We start from the raw sequence: 22,651 nt of genomic DNA, 5'->3' as shown, positions 1-22,651 counted from the left end.
TCCTTAATTCAGCTTAATTTCATCGCAATTCTTCAGCAACTGTTTCAGCTGAGAACGAATCTTCTCTACATAATCATCAATATCCGCATCGCTCTGTAAGGTCTTTGCCTGGAATACAACCTGACGATTATAGGCACGAACCACTTTCTTCTTTGCCGGAGCAGCTTCTTTTCCCTGCTGTGTCGGCTGTACCTGCGGCTTCAGTGCAGGCGGTGTCAGAACAGACTCGATATTGCTGACTGTATCATCCTTGTACTGGCACATCGGCAAGAACATAGCATCCAGAAGGGCAAGGCTCTTTAATTCTGCGATTTTCTCCTTGCACTGACTGAAGTACCGGTCTGATTTTTCAATCAGATGAGATGCCTTGGAATCGCCATTTGCGGCAATGTGTGTTGCTTCCATACACTGACGAACGGTTTCCAGAACCTCGGCACGTTTTTCTTCCAGCATCTTATCATGGGCGATACGAACGGTATCCATCAGCGGATTCAATTCACGAATCCTGTTATAGTTGAACTTGCTTCCGGTCCGAACCATGGTAATCAGCCGAATGGTATTCAGTGCCTTATGTGCTTCTTCATTTTCGGCAATACGGTCAAGGTCATCATGCAAAGATTTTTCAAACTGCACTGCATGGTCGAATACTGTTACCTGGGTTTTGAAGAAGTTTTCAATGCCGTTGCTCATGGCTTCTTTGTTATCGAAAAGAGCATCCTCTTTTTTCAGGACACGCTCAATCAGGGCAATATTGTCTTTCCTCTGAGAAAGTACATCGTCCATCAGATGAATGGCTTCCTGCACCAATGCATGATCCGGATATTTATGTCCATCATAACGTGCATCCAGGGAAGCATAGTAATCACGCTGCTCTGTAAATTTCTCGGTCACAAAACGAATCAGACCATCTTCATCGTCTGGCACATCCATGATGTCGAAATACTCACGGAGCATTGCTTTTACATCTCGCATCATCGTAGCGGAAATGGTTTTACGCTTGCTGATAGAAGTCTTGCCAATCTCACTCTTTTTACGAAGCATATCCGGCAATTTCGGATCATCTGGCTGAATAGTATTGCCTGCATACTTGATGGTCACTTTCTGAGAATAAATCAGCTGTGCCGCAACAGCAGCAATGTCGATTTCTTTCCAGCCATACGGAATTGCACTGTATTTGCTCTGCACATCTGCCATAGAAGTCGGCAGTTTCTTTGCATCCTGCATTTCCAGATATTCTTCCATGGCAGAAGCAGCATCACGGTTCGGCTCCATGCCAGGGAGCATGGTCACTGTACCATTTAAGATTGCAATAATATCTGCATCACTGCCTGCATTTTCTGTAATCAGATCGAGCTTGCTATATACATGAGCAACCAGATATTCCAGAGACTGGTCAATCTTACTCTTGGCATTTCCAGCTTTGATTTCCAGATGTTCCCCATCTACATAAAACTGTGCCCCTTCAATGGCATTTTGTAATTCCGTCATAGCACTCAGCTCATATTTTCCGGCTTCATCCTGTTGGTCGCTGATGATTTTCTGCACACTCTTCGGGAGCTGGCTTACATTTCTCTGCTTTACATACTTGCGAATCTTCATGGCAGATTCCAGAGATTCATAGTAAGGCGTATCAGCCAGAACAACGATTGCTTCATTTCCTTTGGATTCTGCCATCAGACGGTAGTCCGTTTTTTCAATGGCATCGGTAGCAACTGTCAGGAAACGCAGACGCATACCGCCTGTTGCCACGCCAACAGTAATACCATCCACCATCTGATCGAAAGCAAAGTCATATTTTCCATAACGGAACTTCTTGGTCGTGAAAATATCGCCATAAATCATCTGGGCGATACGCTCCACGATAGAAGCAGTATCCACATTGGTATCTCGAATTTCACGCTGAATATCCTGTTCTTCATCGGTCAGGAAGTTATAAGTATCGCCGGTTCTGGCGATATAGTTCTGGCTCATCAGATGATCAAGACATCCACGGACAGCTTCTCGCATGATAATCTTATCTACACGAATATCATCTGCCATAAGGATAACTATATTGTCCAGATTGGAAGGAATATCATCAATATAACGAATCAGGTACAGAAGTTTCAGTACATCTACATCCTGCTGTTCGATACCATCCCCATTGTCAGCAGCTTTCTGACAACGCTCAATCACTCGGCGGATAGAACCGTCCAGGAAAGTATGTACGGTATCATAAAAGCGGAAGAACGGCACGAGTGCATACTCGTCCTTCTCCTGAATTTTCTGTGCAGCTTCCTGGAAACCGGACAGCATGGAACGCTCACCGCCGGACAGATGCTTACCGGAATTTCCATGCTTCCGGATTTCCGCAAATACCTTCTGCATGATGATGAACTGATACGGCACGAACGGGAAGTTCTCTGTAAATTCTCTCGGACCGGAGTAGCCTTTAATATCCAGAATAGAGCCGCTGAAGCTGAACAGGTTACGAAGGACTGAATCATTCTGTTCATAAACACCTTCCAGTTCTTTGGCTGCTGACCGTTTCTTTTTCAGAATACGCTTCTGAATGACTTCATCCACAGAGGAAGAAGATAAGCTCAGTCTTGTTTTGAAACGAGCCTGAATACGGGAGAACTCATCGGCACGAACTTTGATGATTTCATCAATGGCTTCCTGTCCAGTGCAGATCACCCAAATCTTTCCTTCACACTCACTTCCGATTTTCTCGGTCAGAGACTGGAGGTTCAAAAGCATATCGGTATCTGTGCCGACATACTGACCAACCTCGTCAATCATAAACAGCAGACGGAAGTTCGCAGGCTTGGTATCCACATAGGCTTTCATATCTTCCACGAGCTGTGCGATAGAAATTTCTGTTGCAGTTTTATCATGAAACCACGCCTTCGCATCGTCCTCGCTCATATCCAGAACTTCCATAAGTGTCGGAATTATGAATTTGCCATTAAAAGCAAAGGCACGACGCATTTCCAGCCAGGACTTGCCTTTCTTTTCTTCAAAAACTCTGCGGAACTCCTCGGTTTTACCCTGCTGGGCAATATAACGCTCCATCATGGCGACTTTCAGGTTTTCGCCGTAAAATCCCAGATGGTTATAGAACATTTTTGCAAAAACACGAAGGACAGCCGTCTTGTCTTTGTTGCTGAATCCCTCAATATCAATATTGAACAGAATCGTCTCTGTCTGTCCTTTGGTAGCACGGTCAATTAGCATAAAGGTTGCCGGGTCGTCCTCAAATTTTTTACGGAAACGCTCTACACTGCGGATGCTTTTTACCTCTTTATTTTCCAGAAGGTAGGAAAGTATTTTCAGGAAGTGGGATTTACCACTTCCAAAGAAACCCGAAATCCAAACGCCCATATCAGCAGTCGGCTGGTCAAAAGCATCACTGTAATAATTGAAGAATGTAATGAAATGTTTCTTCAATTCTCTGGTGATGACATATTCATTTAACTCCTGCTCGATTACATCGTCAGCAGCCTGGTCAACTTTAATAACACCATTGATTTTGCGGTTGATGTCATCTGCAAACATATCTCGAATCATCATGGCTTTATCCCCCTTAATCAATCACATTAAATGCCCGGTAATAATCATTTGGTGTCAGACGATTGAATAGTTTTACATGACGACCATCAAACTCACCCGGATACATCACCAGAATCGGAACATCGGAAAAATACGGCTGCAAGGCTTCCAGTAATGTATGGATTCTCATAAACGGGAACACCTCGCCCACACCCGTCAACATCAGTACATCGCCCGGTTCATGCGGCTCATACTGAATTTTTTCAATGAACTCTCCATTACCGATTGCTGAATTAAGCTGTTCCAGAAGATAGGCACTTCCGTCAGCTTCCTCCATATCGGGAATTGCATCTGTGATGTCCATATCATCGCAGATGGAGAGAAATGTTTTATATAAATTACAAACCTTCAAATGACAATCTAAGGACTGATCAGTTTCCAGCTGATTTACAAAATGCCGAACAACCATTTCATTTTCCGGTTCATAACAGAAGATTCTGATATTCACTTCATTGCTGAGTCCCTTACCTTCCAGAAACTCAGGTTCTTGAATCAATGCCCGAACTTTGTCCAGGCGTTCTTTTATGTCACTCATTGGCTACCTCCTACACGAAATGCTTCACTGGAGCATTTCGTTGTACGCTTATGTGTATGAAAAGCAATTAAACGCTGGCAGTACCGCCGTATCGCCATTGCTTCTGATGGCATTCTCCAAAACAGGATGCAGCCATACTGGATTCAAATGATCTGCCTTGAGATTGTCGAGATACTCCGTCTCCACAAGCACTCTGGCAATAATCTGTTTTAACTTTGTTATTGTAGTATCGCTCCAGGATGCTACGGCATCATTCTGTTCCTGTAAACGCATAAAAAATGCATTCAAATCTATCTTACCAAAAGACATGTCCCTTAACCGGTACTTCTCGCCAATGACTGTCAGCATAAATTCCCAGACCAGTCGGCTTTGTTTCATCAACGCATACAGACAAATCTGCTTTGCTACATCAGTCGGCTGTGATGCAATCGCCAAAACCAGCGTATCATCTTCCAGCGCACGAAGCCTTTTGATGCAGGCTTTTGCCATTCGTGTGATAGATTTTTCCGTTGGGTACTGAAAAAGATTCTTTTCTACAATTTGTTTTACAATCGTATCATCTGAATTTCCTTCTGCCATTAGCTTTGCGGTGGAACGCATCTCATAGAAAAGGAACGGTTCTCTGGTCAGAGACGCAATATAAGGATAAGAATGATCCATAATACCGTACCTCCTTACTGTTCCTCTTTTTTATCAGGAACGAACTCCATGATGTCTCCAACATCGCAGCTCAAAGCAGAACAAATCTTTGATAAAATTTCAGTACTCACATTTTCATCTTTAGATAATCGAGACATTGTTGTCGTACTGACACCTGTCATTGCACGCAAATCCTTTTTCATCATGTCTTTATCAATCAGCAATTTCCACAGCTTCTTGTAACTAATTGCCATTTCTTCACCTCAATCTTATTTTCTCAAAAATAATTGTTCATATTGTTATTCATACTCGTATTTATTATCATATCATAGGAATGCGTTTTCAGCAATCTTATATATTTAAAATCATATTTAAAGTCTGAAATATCGCATTTTTGTATTGCTAAGTTATAGAAAATATATTCCAATAATACAAACAGCAAATACAATCACCATAATATATCCGATTCCACAAAAAACTTTTATTTCTTTTATTTTCTCTGATTGTAATTTTATTTCTTTTTCTAGCTGCTCTTGCTCTTTCCTGCTCATCAATCCGTTTCTGCTCCTCAAGTCGTCGTTGCTCTGCTGAAGTGATTGATTTAACTTCTGCGTTTCTGACAGTTCGATTATCTGATGCTGAATTTCGACGTTTAATTTCCGAATTTCTTCTTGCATTTCGTGATTCTTGAAGAAGAGCTTCTGTTTTTCCATCTTCAAATTGTGTGTCCTTTCCTGAAATTCCAGTATAAACTCTTTCATCTTCTGATATTTCACTTGTAACTCGTTTCTCTCTGTTATCACAGTTTCCAATGTCTTTGCCTGGTCCTGTGCAAGCTGCTTCCACCTGTTGGTAGTATCCGACAAGTTCTTTCTCTGCTCCGTTTGTTCTGCTTCAGCTCGTATTCTTTCGTAATTTCCATTAAATTCATTCTCTAGTCCCTCCTTGCTGATGTCCAGATGAAAAGTTTTGCATAAATTGCTGTCACGTACCTTCTTTCCTTCCTGATTCTGGAATGTGATATGCTTGGTATTATGGCGCGATATAAGACTTCTCCATTGGCAGCCTTCACTGCCTGTGCTGCATTATTCACTGCATTGCCAGCTTGAGCCAAACCCGGAACCAGATTATTAACATGTGCCAGAACCTTGCTATCAGTGATTTTTACCAGTCTACTTTCATCTTTAATCGCCTCTGCTGGGAGCATCTCCATCTGAATTACTAACTTATCTGCCTGATGGATTTCAGCAAGTGCTCCTTTATCTTTAACAAATGAGGCGTTAATATCGCCTGTGGTATCAGATGGTGTCCCATCTTTCTTCTTTAATTTTGTATACAGGATTATTCCAATCGCAATTACTGCAGCAACCATAATCCCTATTCCTATGTATTCCATGTATCTGTAAACCTCCTATCGTTTCTATAAATAGACTTTGTAAATTTCGCAAACAATAAGCATCTTAATACCAATCCATGCTCGCTCTCATTTCAGATTCATATTCTGCACACATTTCATTTTCGTAATCTGCAAGCTCATCTAGCATTGAATCGCAACTATCAAGAAAATTGATTATTGCTTTTAGGTATTTATACACATTACTAATATCCAACTTTTTATCGTCAAAACGATATTCCAAACTGTACGATGTTGGATAACGGAAATTATCACCACTCTTATCTAATGCATTTATTTCATCAAGTAACCCCTCAACAATATCAATAGTTGTTAGGTCTTCACTCGAATCATTTGCATATTTTACGATTACCGGTTTAACGTTCTTCCACAAATCCTTCTTTATAAGATGGCTTTTTCGTTTTGAATTAAATACTTTTAGCGGTACACCATTATCAACTCTACTATAGAACAACCGCTTCAAACATAATTCAATCGTATTTCTAAACATAAAGATTAGAGGATATAGCTTATCTTCATTGGTAATATCCTGATTCTGATAAATATAATCAATCACCTCAGAATACCCTGTAACTTTAACATAAAAACCTTCGTCTGAGATTCTTTGCCATAAATAACAATTCCTCTCTCAATACATTTTTTTATTAACGCAAAGCATTGTAGCAAATTATTAGCAACGTTCACATTATCTAAAAACTTGTCCCTGTATTTAGAAAGAAATTCATCTTCAAAAGGAAACCTGAACATATCAGATTTTTTATCAACCTCTTCTAGAGAATACAAATACTTAACTAACCATTCTTCCTCTTCATCAGTCAGATATTTTTCAAGTCCCGTGTCAGTATATTTATGAAATAACATAGAAACATCATGACAGCATTCTTCAAAAGCATCTTCAATATCTCTCTTTCGAGATAAAACTCTGCATAATAAAGCCTTCAATCCTAATTCAAGACTATGACGAACTAAGAATATACCTGTTAAAAACCACATATCTGATTTAACGTTATCATCTCCGCTACCAATCACTTCTTCAAATGTTTTGTATCCACACTCATAGAACTGATATGCTAAGGTCTTATAATCTTCAAAATAATTTCGATTCCACTTAATTGTCACAGAAGTTGTATCGTTATCGATTTTCTAAAAATTCATATCCGAGGATGGCCAAATCCACACTGAATCATTCATGCATTTTCCTCCTTTCTTAACATCTAATCCACTGCCTAAACCCTATGACTGTTTTTACAGTAGATATGTTTTCATATAAAAGAACCGAGCTTTTCGGGAAGGTTGCCCATACCCGAAAAAGCCCGGAAATACGCCACTTTCTGGCTCTTATTTATCTTTTCTTGACATTAATACTACCGACTCCACATGGCTGGTATGTCCAAACTGATCCACCACACTGACCTTCTCTACCTGATACCCTTTTTCTCCCAGTATCTTCACATCTCTGGCCAACGTTGCTGGATCGCAGCTGACATACACCACTCTTTTTGGTGCCATTGTCACAATGGTGTCTAACAGAGTTTCATCACATCCCTTTCGCGGCGGGTCTACCACGATCACATCCGCATAGACACCATGCTTCTCATATTCCCTTGGCAACACTTCCTCCGCCTTTCCGACGAAGAATTCCACATTGTCAAATCCATTGATTTTTGCATTTTGTCTGGCATCCTCAATGGCCTGTGGAATGATCTCCACTCCATATACTTTTTTCGCCTTCTGTGCCAGGAACAAAGAGATGGTTCCAATACCGCAATACAGGTCCCATACCGTTTCTTCTCCCTGTAGATTGGCATATTCCAATGCCTTTCCATATAAGACTTCCGTCTGTGCCGGATTGACCTGGTAGAAAGACAATGGGCTGATCTGATATTTGACATTTCCAATATAGTCCGTAATATAATCCTGTCCCCAGATGGAAATGATCTTATCTCCCAAGATCCGATTGGTCTTTTCTTTATTGATATTTAACGTAATACTTGTCATTCCTGAGATGGCTTTCAGATCATCTACCAGCTGCCCCAGATTGACAAGCTTCTTTTTTCCTCCATTGACGATCAGACACACCATAATCTCACCGGTCTGAAATCCAACTCTTGTTAAAATATGGCGCAGCACCCCTTTATGATTCTTCTCATCATAAGCAGTGATGTGATTTCTGTGACAGTATTCCATGACCATCTCCAAAATCTGCTGATTGATCTTAGCCTGGATACAGCAATGGGTGTTTTCTACAATAGAATGGGTCCGTCCAGCGTAAAATCCAGTGATCAGCTGTCCATTCCTGTCTGTACCCACAGGAAATTGGGCCTTATTCCGATAATAATATGGATCCTCCATGCCATAGACAGGCTCCATCTTCTCTTCGATATGTTCCAGACCTCCAATGCGTTCCAGGCAGTTTTTTACCTTATCAAACTTCCATTCCAGCTGCTTTTCATAGGATAGATGCTGAAGGCTGCATCCACCACATTGTCTGGCAACCGGGCATACAGGTTCTACTCTGTCCTTACCCGGCTCCAGGATTTTTTCAATACGGGCATAGCCATAATTCTTTTTAAGCTTTAGGATTTTTGCCTCGATCACATCTCCGATGACTGCATCCTTTATAAAAAGAGTGAAGCCGTCCACACGGCCGACTCCCTCTCCATTGGTTCCCATATCTTCAATTGTCAGTGTTACGATCTGATTTTTCACAAATTCCATAATGTACTCCAATTTATTTTGAGGTTGGACGAATATTGCTTTCAAATAAACGCTGATATCCCATCCATTCACTGTCTGTCGTATTTTCCTTTTTCAGAGCTTCCCTGAATGTCTGCAGCTTAGCATCTGTATTATCTGCCAGAGAAAGAGCCAGTGCTTCCATCAGTGCTGGTTTTTTTGGTGAACCATATTCTAATTCCCCATGATGAGCCAGAATACAGTGCTTTACTTCATTTCCAAGCTTTACTGGAAATCCTGGTATCGTCTGCATAATGCGGTCCAACTTTATAGTTCCCATAACGATATGACCTACCAACTGACCTTCGTCGGTATAATCGTTATATGGGAACGCGGATAGCTCCTCCACCTTTCCAATGTCATGGAACAGTGCACACATTACCAAAAGGTCCCGGTTTAGTTCGGTATACTGGGTGCAATAATATTCACACATTCTGGCAACAGATACCGTATGTTCTAACAGTCCTCCCATAAACCCATGATGAACGGATTTGGCAGCAGAATGCTGAACAAATTCCTTCACGAATGCTTTATCTTCTACGAAAACTACTTCTGCCAGTTTCTTTAGATATGGATTTTTCGTTCTTTGGATCATTTCCTGAAGCTCTTTATACAATTTCTTTACATCCTTATCGGTACATGGCATATAATCAGAAGGTGTATATTCTCCTTCCTCTGCCTTGCGGACTCTGCGGATATTCAGCTGATTCGCTCCCTGAAATACGGTAATCTGACCTTCTACACGAATATAATCCATGCTTTCAAAATGTCCAATGGCATTATTTAACTCCCAGATCTTAGCATCCAGAGTTCCCGTACGGTCCTGAAGCAAAAGCGCATAATAGCTCTTTCCCATCTTGGTTTTTAAGATCTGTTTTGATTTACAAAGGTACACGTCAGAGATCATGTCCCCTTCTCTCATTTCTGCAATAAGTCTCATATAATATTAAATCTCCTATTTCTACAATTCTATGATGTTGGGGTCAAAAGTCATGCTTTTTCATGCAAGCATGAACATCATGACCTTTTGGCCCTGGTATCATTCTATTCTTTTATGGTAACAGAAGCCTCGTACATGCGAAGCAACGTCTCCTCCGTCACCTTATATGGAGTGCTGGACAGACGCTTGGCATCGGAAGATAGCTCCTTCGCATAGCGTTCCACATCTGCTATGGATATGGTTACTTCTCCCAACACTTCCCTTAAAAATGCTGCCATCTCATCCATATCTGCAAATCCAAGTCTGGATGTAATCTTATTGATCAATTCTTCATCCTGGCTCTCCTTCATATAAGCTGCCAGGAATATTGCGACTGCCTTTCCATGAGAAATTCCCTGTTCATAGGTCAAATAGTAACTCATGCCATGCGGCAGTGATGTTCCCGTATGAGAAATGGTCATTCCTGCAATCGTGGACGCTTCCATCAAAAGCTCATACTCTTCTTGGGATGGCTGCTCCTTTCGCAATGCTTCCTTTGCCTGTCCCCACAGCTGCATGCCATATTCACTTAACATCTGATTATATGCATTGGATTTTACATTGATACGCCCTTCTACCAGATGAGCAAGCGCATCCACAGCCGTACTGATTAAAACACGTTTACTCGTATATGTCAAATACGTCGCATCCACAAATGCTACATCAGGGAAAATCCGATGACTGATGGACTTCTTTGTCTTCCATTTATGTACGGTCAAAATGGCATATGGAGTCGCCTCAGAACCAGTTCCTGCTGTGGTTGGAACTGCAGCTACCGGTACCCACGGAAGCTCTTCTGCTTTATAAAAAATCTCTCCGTCCTTATCCGGGTTCTTCATTAATAAGGCAATGGCTTTGGATGCATCCAATGGAGATCCTCCTCCTACACCGATGACCATATCACAGCCCTTTTCCAATGCGTAGGCAGCCGCCCGCTCACAGGTCTCTACCGATGGGTTTTCTTCAATCTCATCAAAAATATAATACTCCATAGACAGCTCCTTTAAGCTGTCTTCGACATCCTTCAGGGATCCATTGATCTTGGAGGAATGTCTGCCGGTTACAATCAACGGACAGCTTCCCAGCTTCTGAAGCTGTTCTTTATTCTTTCTCACACTGCCTTTTTCCGCAAAAATTCTGGTTGGCATATAAAAATTCATATTCGAACTCCTTCTTTCTTTTATCATCAATTACTGTGCACCATCAATCCAAAAATACCATTGGTATCTCTCTATTATGACACAACCCCATGGGAAAATCTAGTGATTTGAAGGAATCAAAAAAACCATTCTCTTTCCAAAGAAATACAAGTGTTTATGCCAATTTACAAACAATATCGAATATGCTACAATCAATCTCATGAACGGAAATTTAAGGTGTCTCATCTCACGATTCATCTTGTGATTCCTTTGAAAGGACGAAAAATATGAACGAAAAAGCACTAAGAATTTTAGAATATCATAAAATCATCGAACAGCTAATGTCACACGCTTCCTCTGAAATGGGAAAAGAATTGTGTAAGAAGCTACTTCCATCTACCAACCTGATGGAGATTGAAACTGCACAGGAACAGACCAAGGACGCTCTTGCCAGAGTATACCAATATGGAAGTCTTTCCTTTGCCGGTCTGATCAATATCACCCCTTCTCTCATGCGCCTGGATGTACAGGCATCCTTAAGTGCAAGAGAACTGTTAGATATTGCAAGAATTTTGGAAATTACCAATAACGCCAAGCAATACAGCAGCCGCGATTACGAAGCAGACGGCTATGATTCTCTAGATGGCATGTTCAACGAACTGGTTGCCATGACTCCATTGCTTCTGGATATCCGCCGCTGTATTCTTGCGGAGGATGAGATCAGCGATGATGCTTCTTCTGCCTTAAAACAGATTCGAAGAAATATCAAGCAGACCAATCAAAAGGTCCACAGCCAGCTGGCATCCATCGTCAACTCCTCATCCAACAAAAGCATGCTGCAGGACAGCCTGATCACCATGCGTAATGGTCGCTACTGTATTCCAGTCAAAGCGGAATACCGCAGCAGCTTCCCTGGTATGATCCACGATCAGTCTTCTACCGGAAGCACCCTGTTCATCGAACCAATGTCCGTAGTACAGCTCAACAACACATTAAAAGAACTGGAGATTCAGGAACAGGCAGAAATCGAACGGGTCCTGGCTGCCTTAAGTGAACAGGTATCCTTTGAATCAGAAAATCTACAGTATAATGTTGAAATTCTCGCCAAGCTGGATTTTATCTTTGCAAAGGCAAAATATGCCAAATCCTATGATGGAAGCGAACCAAAATTTAACACAGAGGGGATCATTGAAATCAAACAAGGAAGACACCCTCTATTAGATAAGAAGAAAGTCGTTCCAATCAATTTAACTTTAGGAGAAGACTTTCATATGCTCATCGTCACCGGTCCAAATACTGGCGGTAAGACCGTATCTTTAAAAACAGTGGGCTTATTCTCCCTGATGGGACAGGCAGGCCTTCATATTCCTGCATTTCAGGGTTCCCGCCTGACAGTATTTGACCAGATTTTTGCCGACATCGGAGATGAGCAGAGTATTGAACAGAACTTAAGTACCTTTTCCTCTCATATGACCAACATCGTATCCATCTTAGACCAGGCAACAGAGCATTCCCTGGTCCTGTTGGATGAGCTTTGCGGTGGAACGGACCCAATTGAAGGTGCCGCTCTGGCAATTTCCATCCTCACCAATCTGCTTGGAAGAGGTATCTGTACCATGGCAACGACCCATTACAGCGAGCTTAAGATGTTCGCCCTTTCCACTCCTGGAATTGAGAATGCCTGCTGCGAATTCGATGTAGAAACCTTAAGTCCAACCTATCGTCTTCTGGTAGGGATTCCTGGAAAGAGTAATGCCTTTGCTATTTCAAAGAAGTTAGGACTGAATCCAATGATTATTGAACAAGCCAATGCCCAGATTGATGATTCTGTTCAGGATTTTGAATCTCTGCTGGCCGATTTGGAGAAAAGCCGAAAAATCATCGAAGAAGAACAGGAAGAAATCTATCATTATAAGAAGGAAATCGAAGCCCTGAAGAAAAGCCTGGAGAAAAAGCAGGATGATATTAAGGAAAAACGTGCCAAGCTGTTACAGGATGCCAGAGAAGAAGCTCATAATATTTTATCAGAAGCCAAGGAAGTGGCCGATGAAGCCATTAAGAAATACAACAGCTGGGGAAAACATCCAGAACAAAAGAATACAAAACGAATGGAAGCCAAACGAAGTGATCTTCGCGGCCGTATGAATAAACTGGAAAAGGATCTGGCATACAAGGGCAAAAAATCGAAGGGAAAACATAGCAAAGAAGATTTTCACATTGGAGATTCCGTCTTCGTATCCAGCTTAAACTTAAATGGGGAAGTTGTAACCCTGCCAAATGCCAAAGGTGACCTGTATGTTCAGATGGGAATGATGCGCTCCCTTGTCAATATTAAGGACTTAGAAATCGTAAAAAGCGCACAAGAAATTCTGAAAGAAGAACAGCGTGCCAATACACGCTCTAAGAATAAAGGCCGTACCAGCATGAACAAAGCTGCAACCATCTCTCCAGAGATCAATCTCTTGGGAATGACCGTAGATGAAGCAACTGCCCAGCTGGACAAATATTTAGATGATGCTTACCTTGCCAACCTTCCTCAGGTGCGCGTGATACATGGAAAAGGCACTGGTGCCTTACGAAAGGGAATTCATCAGTATTTAAGAAAAGTAAAATACGTGAAAGAGTTCCACCTGGCAGAATTTGGAGAAGGAGACATGGGGGTAACCATTGTAAGTTTTAAGTAGAAATCAGGGGGATAACATAATGGATGTATTTGAAATCTTGGAAACATTACAGGAACGTGCTATGCACGATTCCCAGCTAAAGGATATGTTGTTAGAAACCAAAAAGGATCCTGATCCTGTCTTTGCCTTTTGCAGAAAATGCCGGGAGCTGGGATATGAACTATATCCAATGGAACTGGTAACTGCAGGAGAAGAATTTTACGCTGCCATGAAGCGAAGTACCAATGGCGGCGGGGAAAATTCCCCGATGCTAGAAGGTGAAGACGATCTATATGAAATGTTTTTCGTGGCACTGGAGCAGAAAGATTAATATCATCTGCTTATAAGATCTTGATTTAAGCTGTCATTTACACTCAATTTAATCATATAATATACTTACCAAGGTATCGGTAGGGCGTATGTTTTGGCCACCTCTAATTATAGAAAGGAGCCAATGCCATGTATGTTACATATGATAATTTATTTACATTTGTAATTATGCTATGTGCAGTAATTACGCTAGTTTTAAACCACAAAAAATAGCGCCCTCACCCTGGAAAAGTAGAGACGCTATTTCTATTTACGAAATTGTAACTTGAAAACCGGGTGGCCATCCGTACCATGGTTACCGATTCCTTGTTAAGTATATTATATGTAATGCCACAAAAGCTGTCAATAAAAAATAAAACCCTTATTAGTACCACAATAGTATCACCAACAAAGAAAAAGTCCCCAGAAACGGCTACCCAAGCCAATCCTAGGGACTTTTTCAAATATAAAACACTAATAAGAAAAAACGGGCATACCCTAAAAGTGAATGTCTTAAAATGCACACACTATTTGGATACGATAGCATCTGTGACTTAGCGTGCTGTTAAAAGCTAGAATGTGTGTGTTAGATTCCTGCCTAATCACATGCTATAGAGATATTTTATAATATGCGGCATCTTTTGTCAATTATAAATATAATTAATATTTCCACCACAATCTATATTGTATTATCTATAAATTGTTACCATTCGTAATGATGCAGCTGTCCTTCCATCTGAAAATGGTCAAAATTCAGCTGACGCAGTGCCTCATAAGTAACAATGGCTACAGAATTGGACAGGTTTAAAGATCGGATGTGATCCAGCATCGGTATGCGGATACAATTCTCTTTATTCTCCAGCAAGATTTCCTCTGGAATTCCTGCACTTTCCTTTCCAAACATAATGTAGCAGCCATCCTCATATTGCACATCGGTATACGTCTGTTTGGACTTAGTGGTAGCCATATAAATCTTAGCTCCTGGGTTCTTTGCCAGAAAATCCTCATAATTGATATAAGTTCTCACATCCAGCTTATCCCAGTAATCCAGTCCGGCACGTTTTACCGTCTTGTCATTGATCTTAAACCCAAGGGGTTCGATTAGATGAAGGACAGAACCTGTTGCTACGCAGGTTCTGCCGATATTGCCCGTATTCGCCGGCATTTCCGGTTCATGTAATACTATATTTAACATCTTACTTCTTCTCTCTCAATCTTGTAATAAAGCGTTCTATTCTTGACAATGCTTCTTTTAACTCGTTAATAGAATATGCATAAGAAATACGTATGAATCCCTCTCCGCATTCGCCAAATGCACTTCCCGGCACGACTGCAAGCTCCTCTTCCTCCAAAAGCTTTGTCGCAAATTCTTCAGAAGTCAGTCCAAATTCCTTAATGGATGGAAACATATAGAATGCCCCTTTCGCCTCAAAGCATTCAAGTCCCATCCGTTCAAACGCCTTGATCAGATATCTGCGGCGCTGATTATAGGATTCCTTCATCTCCTCGACCTCCTTATCGCAGTCCGTCATTGCCTGAATTGCTGCATACTGACTGGTGGTCGGTGCTGCCATTATGGCAAACTGATGAATCTTGGTCATCTGTTCCATAACTTCTTCTGGCCCCAAAGCGTATCCCAATCTCCATCCAGTCATGGCAAACGCTTTCGAAAATCCATTGATCACAATGCTCCTCTCTTTCATACCTGGAAAGGAAGCAATGCTTGTATGATCACATCCATATGTAAGTTCAGAATAAATCTCATCACTTAACACGACCAGATCCTTTTCCTTAATGAAGTCTGCAATCGGCTCCAATTCTTCCTTTGTCATAATCGCTCCAGTCGGATTATTGGGATATGCCATAATAATAGCTTTCGTCTTATCTGTAACAGCCATTTCCAGCTCTTCTACGGTCAGTTTAAACCCGTTTTCCACACTCAGATTCAAATATACTGGTGTTCCTCCCGCTAAAATCACACAAGGTGCATAGGATACAAAACAAGGCTGTACAACGATGACCTCATCACCTGGATTTAAGATGGCACGAAAAGCGATATCAATGGCTTCACTTCCACCAATGGTGACCAGACATTCTTTTTCATTATAGTCCAGATTATATTTTCTTCTGGAATAATCACAAATGGCCTGCCGAAGCTCTACCAGGCCAGAATTGGATGTATAGAAGGTCCGTCCACGCTCCAGCGAATAAATTCCTTCTTCCCGAATCTTCCATGGTGTATCAAAATCCGGTTCTCCCACACCAAGAGAAATTGCTTCCGGCATCTCACTAACGATGTCAAAAAACTTTCGGATTCCAGACGGTGCGATGTTTACGATCTTGTCTGATAATAGGTTTTTCATTATGGAGTCACCGCCATTCTTTCATCTACAGGCTCTGCCAGAATGGTTCCGTGATCTTTATATTTCTTTAACACAAAATGAGTCGTTGTTCCAATAACAGAATCGATGACTGCCAAACGATTAGAAGTAAAGTGCGAAATCTCTTTTAAGGTCTTTTCTTCCAAAATAACCATCAGGTCATAGGTTCCTGACATCAGGTATACTGTCTTAACCTCTGGATAGTTATAAATTCTTTCTGCAATCTTATCAAAGCCCCGTCCACGCTGAGGAGTAATTCTTACTTCAATCATGGCCGTTACTCTTTCTTCCTCTTCTTTGTCCCAGTTGATCAACGTATGATATCCACAGATAATATGCTCATCTTCCATTTCCTTTACTGTCTTCTTGACAGTTTCCAGATCTGTATCCAGCATATCTGCTACATCCTGAAAATCAATACGACTGTTTTTTTCCATAAGTTTCAAAATCGCTGTTCTCATCTTTCAATTCTCCTATCATATACCATTCAATATTTTAAACCGTTCATCTGACTTCGGTGGCTCCAAAAATCCTTCTTCCCCTTCCCGGATAATGATCCTGCTCTGATCCTTTGTGGTTTTACCTATGATCGCTGCAGGAATCCCAGCTTCACAAAGTGCCTGTACCAAATCTCTCCCTCGCGGTGTCACGATAAGCATACAGCCACTGGATGTCAATTTATAAGGATTCAGATCAAAGAATTCACAAACTTCTACTGTTTCCTGTTTCATGGGAATGGCATCAAGATTGACCTTCAGACCCACCTGGGAGGCGGCGGCAAGTTCCCAGAGCCCACCATAGACCCCGCCTTCTCTTATATCATGCATGGCACTTGTATCATACTCTCCTGCAATCTCTGCCTCCTTCATCACAGAAATATGACACAGAAGATCCTGTGCATTTTGAACAAAATCCTTGCTATATCGTGTCCGAAGCTCCTCGGCCCGTTCTCTGGCAATCAGCCCGGTCCCTTCCATAGCAGCGTATTTTGTCATTATGATATCCTCATTTGGTCTGGCTCCTCCTGCCCGAATGATCTGTCCTTTTTCCCCTCTCCCAATTCCTGTTGCCGAAACAACAATACGATTTACTGCATCCGTGGTCTCTGTATGCCCACCTAGGACGGAAATCCCAAGCCGATCGCATTCTCTTTGTATCTCATGCATCAACCGTTTCAAATCCTTTTCCCTGGTATCTGCCGGCATCAGAATCGTTACCATAATGCCAACTGGAGCTGCACCGCTGGCAGCCAGATTATTCACCGCAGCATGAACCGCTCGAACACCTGCCTGACCAGAGACATCCGTGGCCGGTTCAGAAGAGAACATGATGATTTCGTCATTGAACTCGACAACAGCGCAGTCTTCTCCAACTGCAGGTCCCTCCAGAACCTGTTCGTTACCCTTTTTCAATTGTTTTAATACGGAACGCTTTAATACAGATTCCGGTATCTTTCCAAGTTTCATCTTCTTTTGCTCCTCTAAAAGCATCTTCTATTCTTCGGTATCATTATCATTTTTATTGCTCTGTGTCGCCGTAGTTGCAGCAGTCGTGGCCTCTGTCGTCTTCTGTTCTGTTGTACCCTGCTGCTCATTCTTATCCTTCTCTTCTGTTGTCTTCTTCTCCTCTTCCTTCTTCTTCGTTCCTACCCGAACTCTCTGCGGAGAAGAATTATAATGACTGCTATTTACTTTAATACGTTCCTTTTCCTTTCCATCGATGTAGATTACCTTCCACAGCTCTGCAGTATAGCCAGTATGTGCAGACTGCGTTACGATTCTCTTGCCTTCCGCCAAAGTAGGATCCTTGGTCTCGATGTCCTTTCCAGGAGAGGATACGGAAATCGTCTTAGATTCAAATTCAATGGTACGATTCTTCGCCCTTGTCTCTTTTCCATAAATCGTAAAGCGAATCATACCTCCACTTGTCTCACCTTCAATATAAATTGGTGTCTTCGTATTATTCTTAAACTTAAAGTCCTTATGAGTTCCTGCAATTGCAGCATCTGCAGATAATGGAACATAATTTACCACCATCGAATGGTTGGAACGCTCTGTTACCTTAAGCTCTGAACGCAAAACAGCATTGTATAAGGTGGTAGACACCTGACAAATTCCGCCACCATATGTCTGTACTACTTCACCGCCGCTATAGGATCCAGCCTTATAATATCCATTCTCTGCGTCAAATGGAGATACTTTCTTATATACAGAAAGTGTTTCTCCTGGATACAGCATAGTTCCATTGATCTTAGAGCATCCATTCTCCACATTACGGCATCTGGAATAACCGGAGGATCCATAGGAAGTCGCATACGTTCCAAGTACATCTGTCACATCTTTTAAATCTTCAGCCTTATACTTTGGTTCTTCCTTCTTTACAGATATTTTAATCGCAAAATTATCCTTATCCCATTGATCAGCAATGGCATTTTGCATCGTACTAACAGATTTATCATAAACAATCGTCTTTCCTTCGACTTCATCGATAATTTTGAACTTTCCATTCTTGCGTGTCAAAGATGCATTCTGCGTCTTTACGATCAATGCTTTCTCATTGTTCTTTAAAATCTTTTCTGCCTGCGCCTCTGTAATAGACGCCTGTAATTTCACTACATGAGCTTCTTTCTTAAGCTTGCGCACAGCAAAGTATCTGGATACGATATTACCCTCACGTCCAACTCCATACGCTTCCTTCACTGCTTTCTCTTCCCGAAAGTCAATTCCCATATCCTTTACAGCGATGGTCTTTGTCTTCTGATCTGCTTTCAGTTCAATCTTCTTCTCCTCTACTGTGTCCAGATAATCTTCTAAGGCATCCTCTGCCTCTTCCTTTGACATACCACCTACATTAACACTATCCACAAATACATTGCTTAAAATCCTGCCATTCTTTGTAGCAGAATTTACAGACGTGGACATAAATACAAGTATTGCTGCAATCACTACTACAATCGCCGCAATACCAATCCCTATCTTTTTACGCTGATTCATTCGATTCTCTTCTCCCTTTCCATAATTCTAAGCTCTCAAAATTCCTCCTTGGCACTTTATATACCTAACGCAGAGAGACATCCCTCCGAAATATTATAGAGCTAAAAATGCAGAAGATAATGATCCAAGGATCATTACTACAACTAATAAAAGTGCCACTGCTGTTATAAATTTCTGTTTTTTTCTTGGAGCCATGTTATTTCATCCTTCCATATTTTAAAATAATCTGGTCAATTTGCTTGGATGCATCGCTTTTCGTCATAGACTCAAAAGCAATGGTACCCTTTATTTTATGATATTTTAGCAAATCATTCAAGTATCGCTTTTGCTTTTCTGTAGCAGGAGAGGTCTTTTTAGGCTTAAATTGCAGCTGTTTTGGTAAAAACACTTCTTTTTCGTCAGGAAACTGCAGCTTCATTTTCTCATATATGACAGCCGTCGCCAGTGCATCATGATAAGCTCTGTGCGCCGCCTGGTTGGTATAGTGATAGAAATCACACAGGCTTCCCAGACTTTTGCTCTTTACCTGCTGCTTTAGCAGCTTTTTGGCGATCATATAGGTATCCGCACCATTCTTTTCAAAAGGAAGACCTAATCGGTTCATACCTGTCTTCATAAATCGGTAATCAAACATCACATTATGTCCCAACAGTGGATATCCATCACAAAAATCCAGAAATTCTTTCAGAACCTCTTCCTTTTCTCTCCCACGGTCCACCAGCTCCTGTTCAATGCCAGTCAGCTGAATAATCTGATACGTCAAAGGGCGATGTGGATTGATGATCTGATTATACTTTCCCACAATCTTGCAATTTCGAATCTTCACTGCACCTACTTCTATCATTTCATCGTTTTCCTCGGATAACCCGGTGGTCTCCAGGTCAAACGCCACATATTCATACATAGATTACACCTCACAGGAAGGACAGACGGTCCTTAAAGTACATTCCCCACATTTTGGCCTGCGGGCAATACAAACATTTCTCCCATGTGTAATGATCTGAATATTATACAAGATCCACTGCTCCTTCGGAAGCTTTTCCATCAAGTCATATTCAATCTTTACCGGATCCTCTTCCTTTGTAAGCCCCAGCTTTCTGGAAATCCGTTTCACATGGGTATCCACCACAATACTCGGCTCATGATAGATATTTCCTCGAATCACATTGGCCGTCTTTCTTCCAACTCCTGCTAACGAAGTCAGATCCTTTAATTCTCTTGGCACCTCTCCACCATATTCCTCCAGCAGCTTTTTCGTACAGGCGATAATATTCTTCGCCTTATTTTTATAGAACCCAGTGGAATAAATATCCCGTTCCAACTCTTTCACATCCGCGTTGGCAAACGCCTCAATGCTTGGATATTTGACAAACAGTTTTTTCGTCACCTGATTGACCCGCTCATCCGTACACTGAGCACTTAACATAGTTGCGATCAACAGCTGCCACGCATTTTCATGATTTAAATAACATTTATATTCGGTTGTATATGTTTCATTCAGTATCTTACAGATTTCCAATACTCTTTCCTGATCCATCTTCGATTCCTTTCACTTCTCTTACCGTTGCGTCATAGGTCAATGGGTTCCTGGTGTGATAATCAAACAATGCCCACCAGTCCTTTTTTTCATAAGTATCTACATCAATAAAAAATCTCTCTACATGGGAATTTCCCGCTGCCAGCTTAGAGTCATATGGCTGCATCTGTGGAAAATACTTCTCTACGCCTTCCATCCGATAGAATCTGGTCGCCGCCTTCTTCTCCAACACCTGTGTATTTCCCCATTGTGGCCTCTTCTTGATATTCTCCCGCAAATACAGGTCATACATGAGAAGCTGATCCAAAACTCCCTCTTCCACCTCTGGATAGGCAAAAAGGGCAAACTCCCTTAACAGTTCATAATAAGATAATCTGGAATGCTTTACCCCAATCCGATTTCTCTGATAATAAAAGGTTGCCAGTTCCCGAAAGAACGCATATGGCCCTTTGGCAAACGTAAGCAGATATGGCAGAGTTTTGGTATACTGGGCACTATTATAGTAGAGCTCCACCATCTCCTCCACTTCCTTCAGCTTCAAAATTTCATCATAAGAAAGCCACTTGGTCTTCAACACCTCATAGGGAGCCCGGCTTCTATAGGCAATCTCATAATCCTTTGATTTCTCATGCATATAAGAGCCCTTTAAGACCTTTAAAAACCCCAACTGCAGCTGATCCGGCTGCATAGAAAACACTTCATCAAAGGACTTTTTAAATGTCTCATAGTCTTCCAGGGGTAGTCCTGCGATCAAATCCAGATGTTGATGAATGTTCCCCAGTGCTTTTACCCTTGCTACCAGCTTCCTTAACGCCTCCAGATCCATCGTACGGCGAATTTCTCCAATGGTAGGCTGATAGGTGGATTGCACTCCAATCTCCAATTGGATCAGCCCAGGGCGCATCCGTTCAAATAGCTGAATGTCCTCATCCTTCAACAGATCTGCCGACACCTCAAAATGAAAATTGGTAATCCCATTGTCGTGCTTTGTAATATATTCCCAAATCTCCATGGCATGCTTATGATTACAGTTAAAGGTACGATCGACAAACTTGACCTGCTTCACATCATGATCCAGAAAATGTTTCAGTTCCTTCTGCACCAGGGAAAAGCTTCGAAAACGCACCCTCTTATCAATGGATGATAAGCAATAGCTGCAGGAGAACGGGCATCCCCTGCTGGTTTCATAATAGATGATCTTATTCTTAAATTGATCCAAATCTTCATATACAAATGGAATCTTGTCCATATCCATCTGAGGACGCATAGCGTTGCAATGAATTTCCTCACCTTGTCGATATGCAATTCCATCGACGGCAGACAGTTCCATTCCCGTTCCCCAGCTTTCGGTCAGCTGACGGAAGGTTTCTTCGCCTTCTCCCATCATGACCAGAGTAACTTCCGGATGCTCCCTTAACACCTTTCCGGCATCATAGGAAACCTCCGGTCCTCCCAGCCAAATAGAGATATGAGGCGCCACCTTATGAAGCTCCCTCACAAGCTCATAAACCTGCTCAATGTTCCATATATAACAGGAAAATGCTACAATATCTGCTTTTTCCCTATAAATCTCTTTTAAAATCTCCTCTGTTCGGTTATTGATGGTATATTCCGCCAGCTTAAGCTCCATAGAAGCCCCTTTGGCATACGCCATCAGGCTGTATACCGCCAGATTCGAATGAATGTATTTTGCATTTAATGCACACAACAGGAGTTTCATATCCTAATTTCCCTT

General features: G+C 41.6%; 21 protein-coding genes. 2 read left to right on the top strand and 19 right to left on the bottom strand.

Going from position 1 to position 22,651, the window contains the following annotated elements; translation table 11 throughout:
• Window positions 1-3: 3 nt before the first annotated feature.
• From brxC to BHF69_RS12230, 11 genes are all read right to left on the bottom strand, one after another.
• Complete coding sequence (gene brxC, locus BHF69_RS12275; protein ID WP_075672058.1) at window positions 4-3,552, bottom strand: BREX system P-loop protein BrxC; 3,549 nt, start codon at window positions 3,550-3,552, stop codon at window positions 4-6.
• A gap of 13 nt (window positions 3,553-3,565) precedes the next feature.
• Complete coding sequence (locus BHF69_RS12270) at window positions 3,566-4,126, bottom strand: DUF1788 domain-containing protein (RefSeq protein WP_075672056.1); 561 nt, start codon at window positions 4,124-4,126, stop codon at window positions 3,566-3,568.
• Between the two features lie 48 nt (window positions 4,127-4,174).
• Complete coding sequence (locus tag BHF69_RS12265) at window positions 4,175-4,786, bottom strand: DUF1819 family protein (RefSeq protein WP_075672054.1); 612 nt, start codon at window positions 4,784-4,786, stop codon at window positions 4,175-4,177.
• Between the two features lie 14 nt (window positions 4,787-4,800).
• On the bottom strand, window positions 4,801-5,019 hold the full coding sequence (locus tag BHF69_RS12260; RefSeq protein ID WP_075672052.1) for a helix-turn-helix domain-containing protein: 219 nt from the start codon (window positions 5,017-5,019) through the stop codon (window positions 4,801-4,803).
• 148 nt (window positions 5,020-5,167) lie between these two features.
• Entirely contained in the window at window positions 5,168-5,611 is a 444-nt protein-coding gene (locus BHF69_RS14495; protein ID WP_242946159.1) for a hypothetical protein, read from the bottom strand.
• A gap of 88 nt (window positions 5,612-5,699) precedes the next feature.
• A complete protein-coding gene (locus BHF69_RS14270) occupies window positions 5,700-6,161 on the bottom strand; it encodes a hypothetical protein (RefSeq protein WP_192846997.1) in 462 nt (153 codons plus the stop codon).
• Between the two features lie 64 nt (window positions 6,162-6,225).
• Window positions 6,226-6,735, bottom strand: a complete 510-nt coding sequence (locus BHF69_RS14310) for a hypothetical protein (protein ID WP_202816999.1) — start codon at window positions 6,733-6,735, stop codon at window positions 6,226-6,228.
• Window positions 6,732-7,298: a hypothetical protein gene (locus BHF69_RS14305; RefSeq protein ID WP_202816998.1), complete on the bottom strand. Its 567-nt coding sequence runs from the start codon at window positions 7,296-7,298 to the stop codon at window positions 6,732-6,734. The genes BHF69_RS14310 and BHF69_RS14305 overlap by 4 nt, the downstream gene beginning before the upstream one ends.
• 219 nt (window positions 7,299-7,517) lie before the next feature.
• Window positions 7,518-8,897 (bottom strand): 23S rRNA (uracil(1939)-C(5))-methyltransferase RlmD, encoded by a 1,380-nt coding sequence (rlmD, locus tag BHF69_RS12240; protein WP_075672050.1) that lies wholly within the window; start codon window positions 8,895-8,897, stop codon window positions 7,518-7,520.
• Between the two features lie 13 nt (window positions 8,898-8,910).
• Window positions 8,911-9,855 carry a 3'-5' exoribonuclease YhaM family protein gene (locus BHF69_RS12235; protein WP_075672048.1) on the bottom strand — a complete coding sequence of 315 codons (945 nt, stop codon included), beginning with the start codon at window positions 9,853-9,855 and terminating at the stop codon, window positions 8,911-8,913.
• Window positions 9,856-9,959: 104 nt separating this feature from the next.
• On the bottom strand, window positions 9,960-11,054 hold the full coding sequence (locus tag BHF69_RS12230) for an iron-containing alcohol dehydrogenase family protein (protein WP_075672045.1): 1,095 nt from the start codon (window positions 11,052-11,054) through the stop codon (window positions 9,960-9,962).
• Window positions 11,055-11,320: 266 nt separating this feature from the next.
• Between BHF69_RS12230 and BHF69_RS12225 the strand changes: the two genes are divergently transcribed.
• Window positions 11,321-13,717, top strand: coding sequence for an endonuclease MutS2 (locus BHF69_RS12225; protein WP_075672043.1), 2,397 nt, complete (start codon window positions 11,321-11,323; stop codon window positions 13,715-13,717).
• A gap of 19 nt (window positions 13,718-13,736) precedes the next feature.
• Window positions 13,737-14,027, top strand: coding sequence for a hypothetical protein (locus tag BHF69_RS12220; RefSeq protein WP_192846996.1), 291 nt, complete (start codon window positions 13,737-13,739; stop codon window positions 14,025-14,027).
• Between the two features lie 681 nt (window positions 14,028-14,708).
• On the opposite strand, the gene trmL is transcribed toward BHF69_RS12220, so the two are convergent.
• The 8 genes from trmL to BHF69_RS12180 form a co-directional block, all read right to left on the bottom strand.
• A complete protein-coding gene (gene trmL / locus BHF69_RS12215; protein ID WP_075672040.1) occupies window positions 14,709-15,200 on the bottom strand; it encodes a tRNA (uridine(34)/cytosine(34)/5-carboxymethylaminomethyluridine(34)-2'-O)-methyltransferase TrmL in 492 nt (163 codons plus the stop codon).
• Between the two features lies 1 nt (window position 15,201).
• Window positions 15,202-16,368 (bottom strand): pyridoxal phosphate-dependent aminotransferase, encoded by a 1,167-nt coding sequence (locus BHF69_RS12210; protein WP_075672038.1) that lies wholly within the window; start codon window positions 16,366-16,368, stop codon window positions 15,202-15,204.
• Window positions 16,368-16,847: an Lrp/AsnC family transcriptional regulator gene (locus tag BHF69_RS12205; protein WP_075672036.1), complete on the bottom strand. Its 480-nt coding sequence runs from the start codon at window positions 16,845-16,847 to the stop codon at window positions 16,368-16,370. Before BHF69_RS12205 ends, BHF69_RS12210 begins: the two co-directional genes overlap by 1 nt.
• Window positions 16,848-16,862: 15 nt before the next feature.
• Complete coding sequence (locus BHF69_RS12200; protein ID WP_075672034.1) at window positions 16,863-17,852, bottom strand: AIR synthase family protein; 990 nt, start codon at window positions 17,850-17,852, stop codon at window positions 16,863-16,865.
• A 27-nt stretch (window positions 17,853-17,879) separates the two neighbouring features.
• Entirely contained in the window at window positions 17,880-19,379 is a 1,500-nt protein-coding gene (locus tag BHF69_RS12195) for a VanW family protein (RefSeq protein ID WP_075672032.1), read from the bottom strand.
• A gap of 196 nt (window positions 19,380-19,575) precedes the next feature.
• Complete coding sequence (locus BHF69_RS12190) at window positions 19,576-20,283, bottom strand: 3'-5' exonuclease (RefSeq protein WP_075672030.1); 708 nt, start codon at window positions 20,281-20,283, stop codon at window positions 19,576-19,578.
• Between the two features lie 3 nt (window positions 20,284-20,286).
• Window positions 20,287-20,916 carry an endonuclease III gene (gene nth, locus BHF69_RS12185; protein WP_075672028.1) on the bottom strand — a complete coding sequence of 210 codons (630 nt, stop codon included), beginning with the start codon at window positions 20,914-20,916 and terminating at the stop codon, window positions 20,287-20,289.
• On the bottom strand, window positions 20,885-22,636 hold the full coding sequence (locus BHF69_RS12180; RefSeq protein ID WP_075672026.1) for a B12-binding domain-containing radical SAM protein: 1,752 nt from the start codon (window positions 22,634-22,636) through the stop codon (window positions 20,885-20,887). Before BHF69_RS12180 ends, nth begins: the two co-directional genes overlap by 32 nt.
• Between the last annotated feature and the right edge of the window lie 15 nt (window positions 22,637-22,651).

The sequence above is a fragment of the Anaerostipes sp. 992a genome (genome assembly GCF_001940245.1).
In the GTDB taxonomy this organism is placed as follows: domain Bacteria; phylum Bacillota; class Clostridia; order Lachnospirales; family Lachnospiraceae; genus Fimousia.
This window is presented reverse-complemented; position numbering and strand designations above follow the sequence as displayed.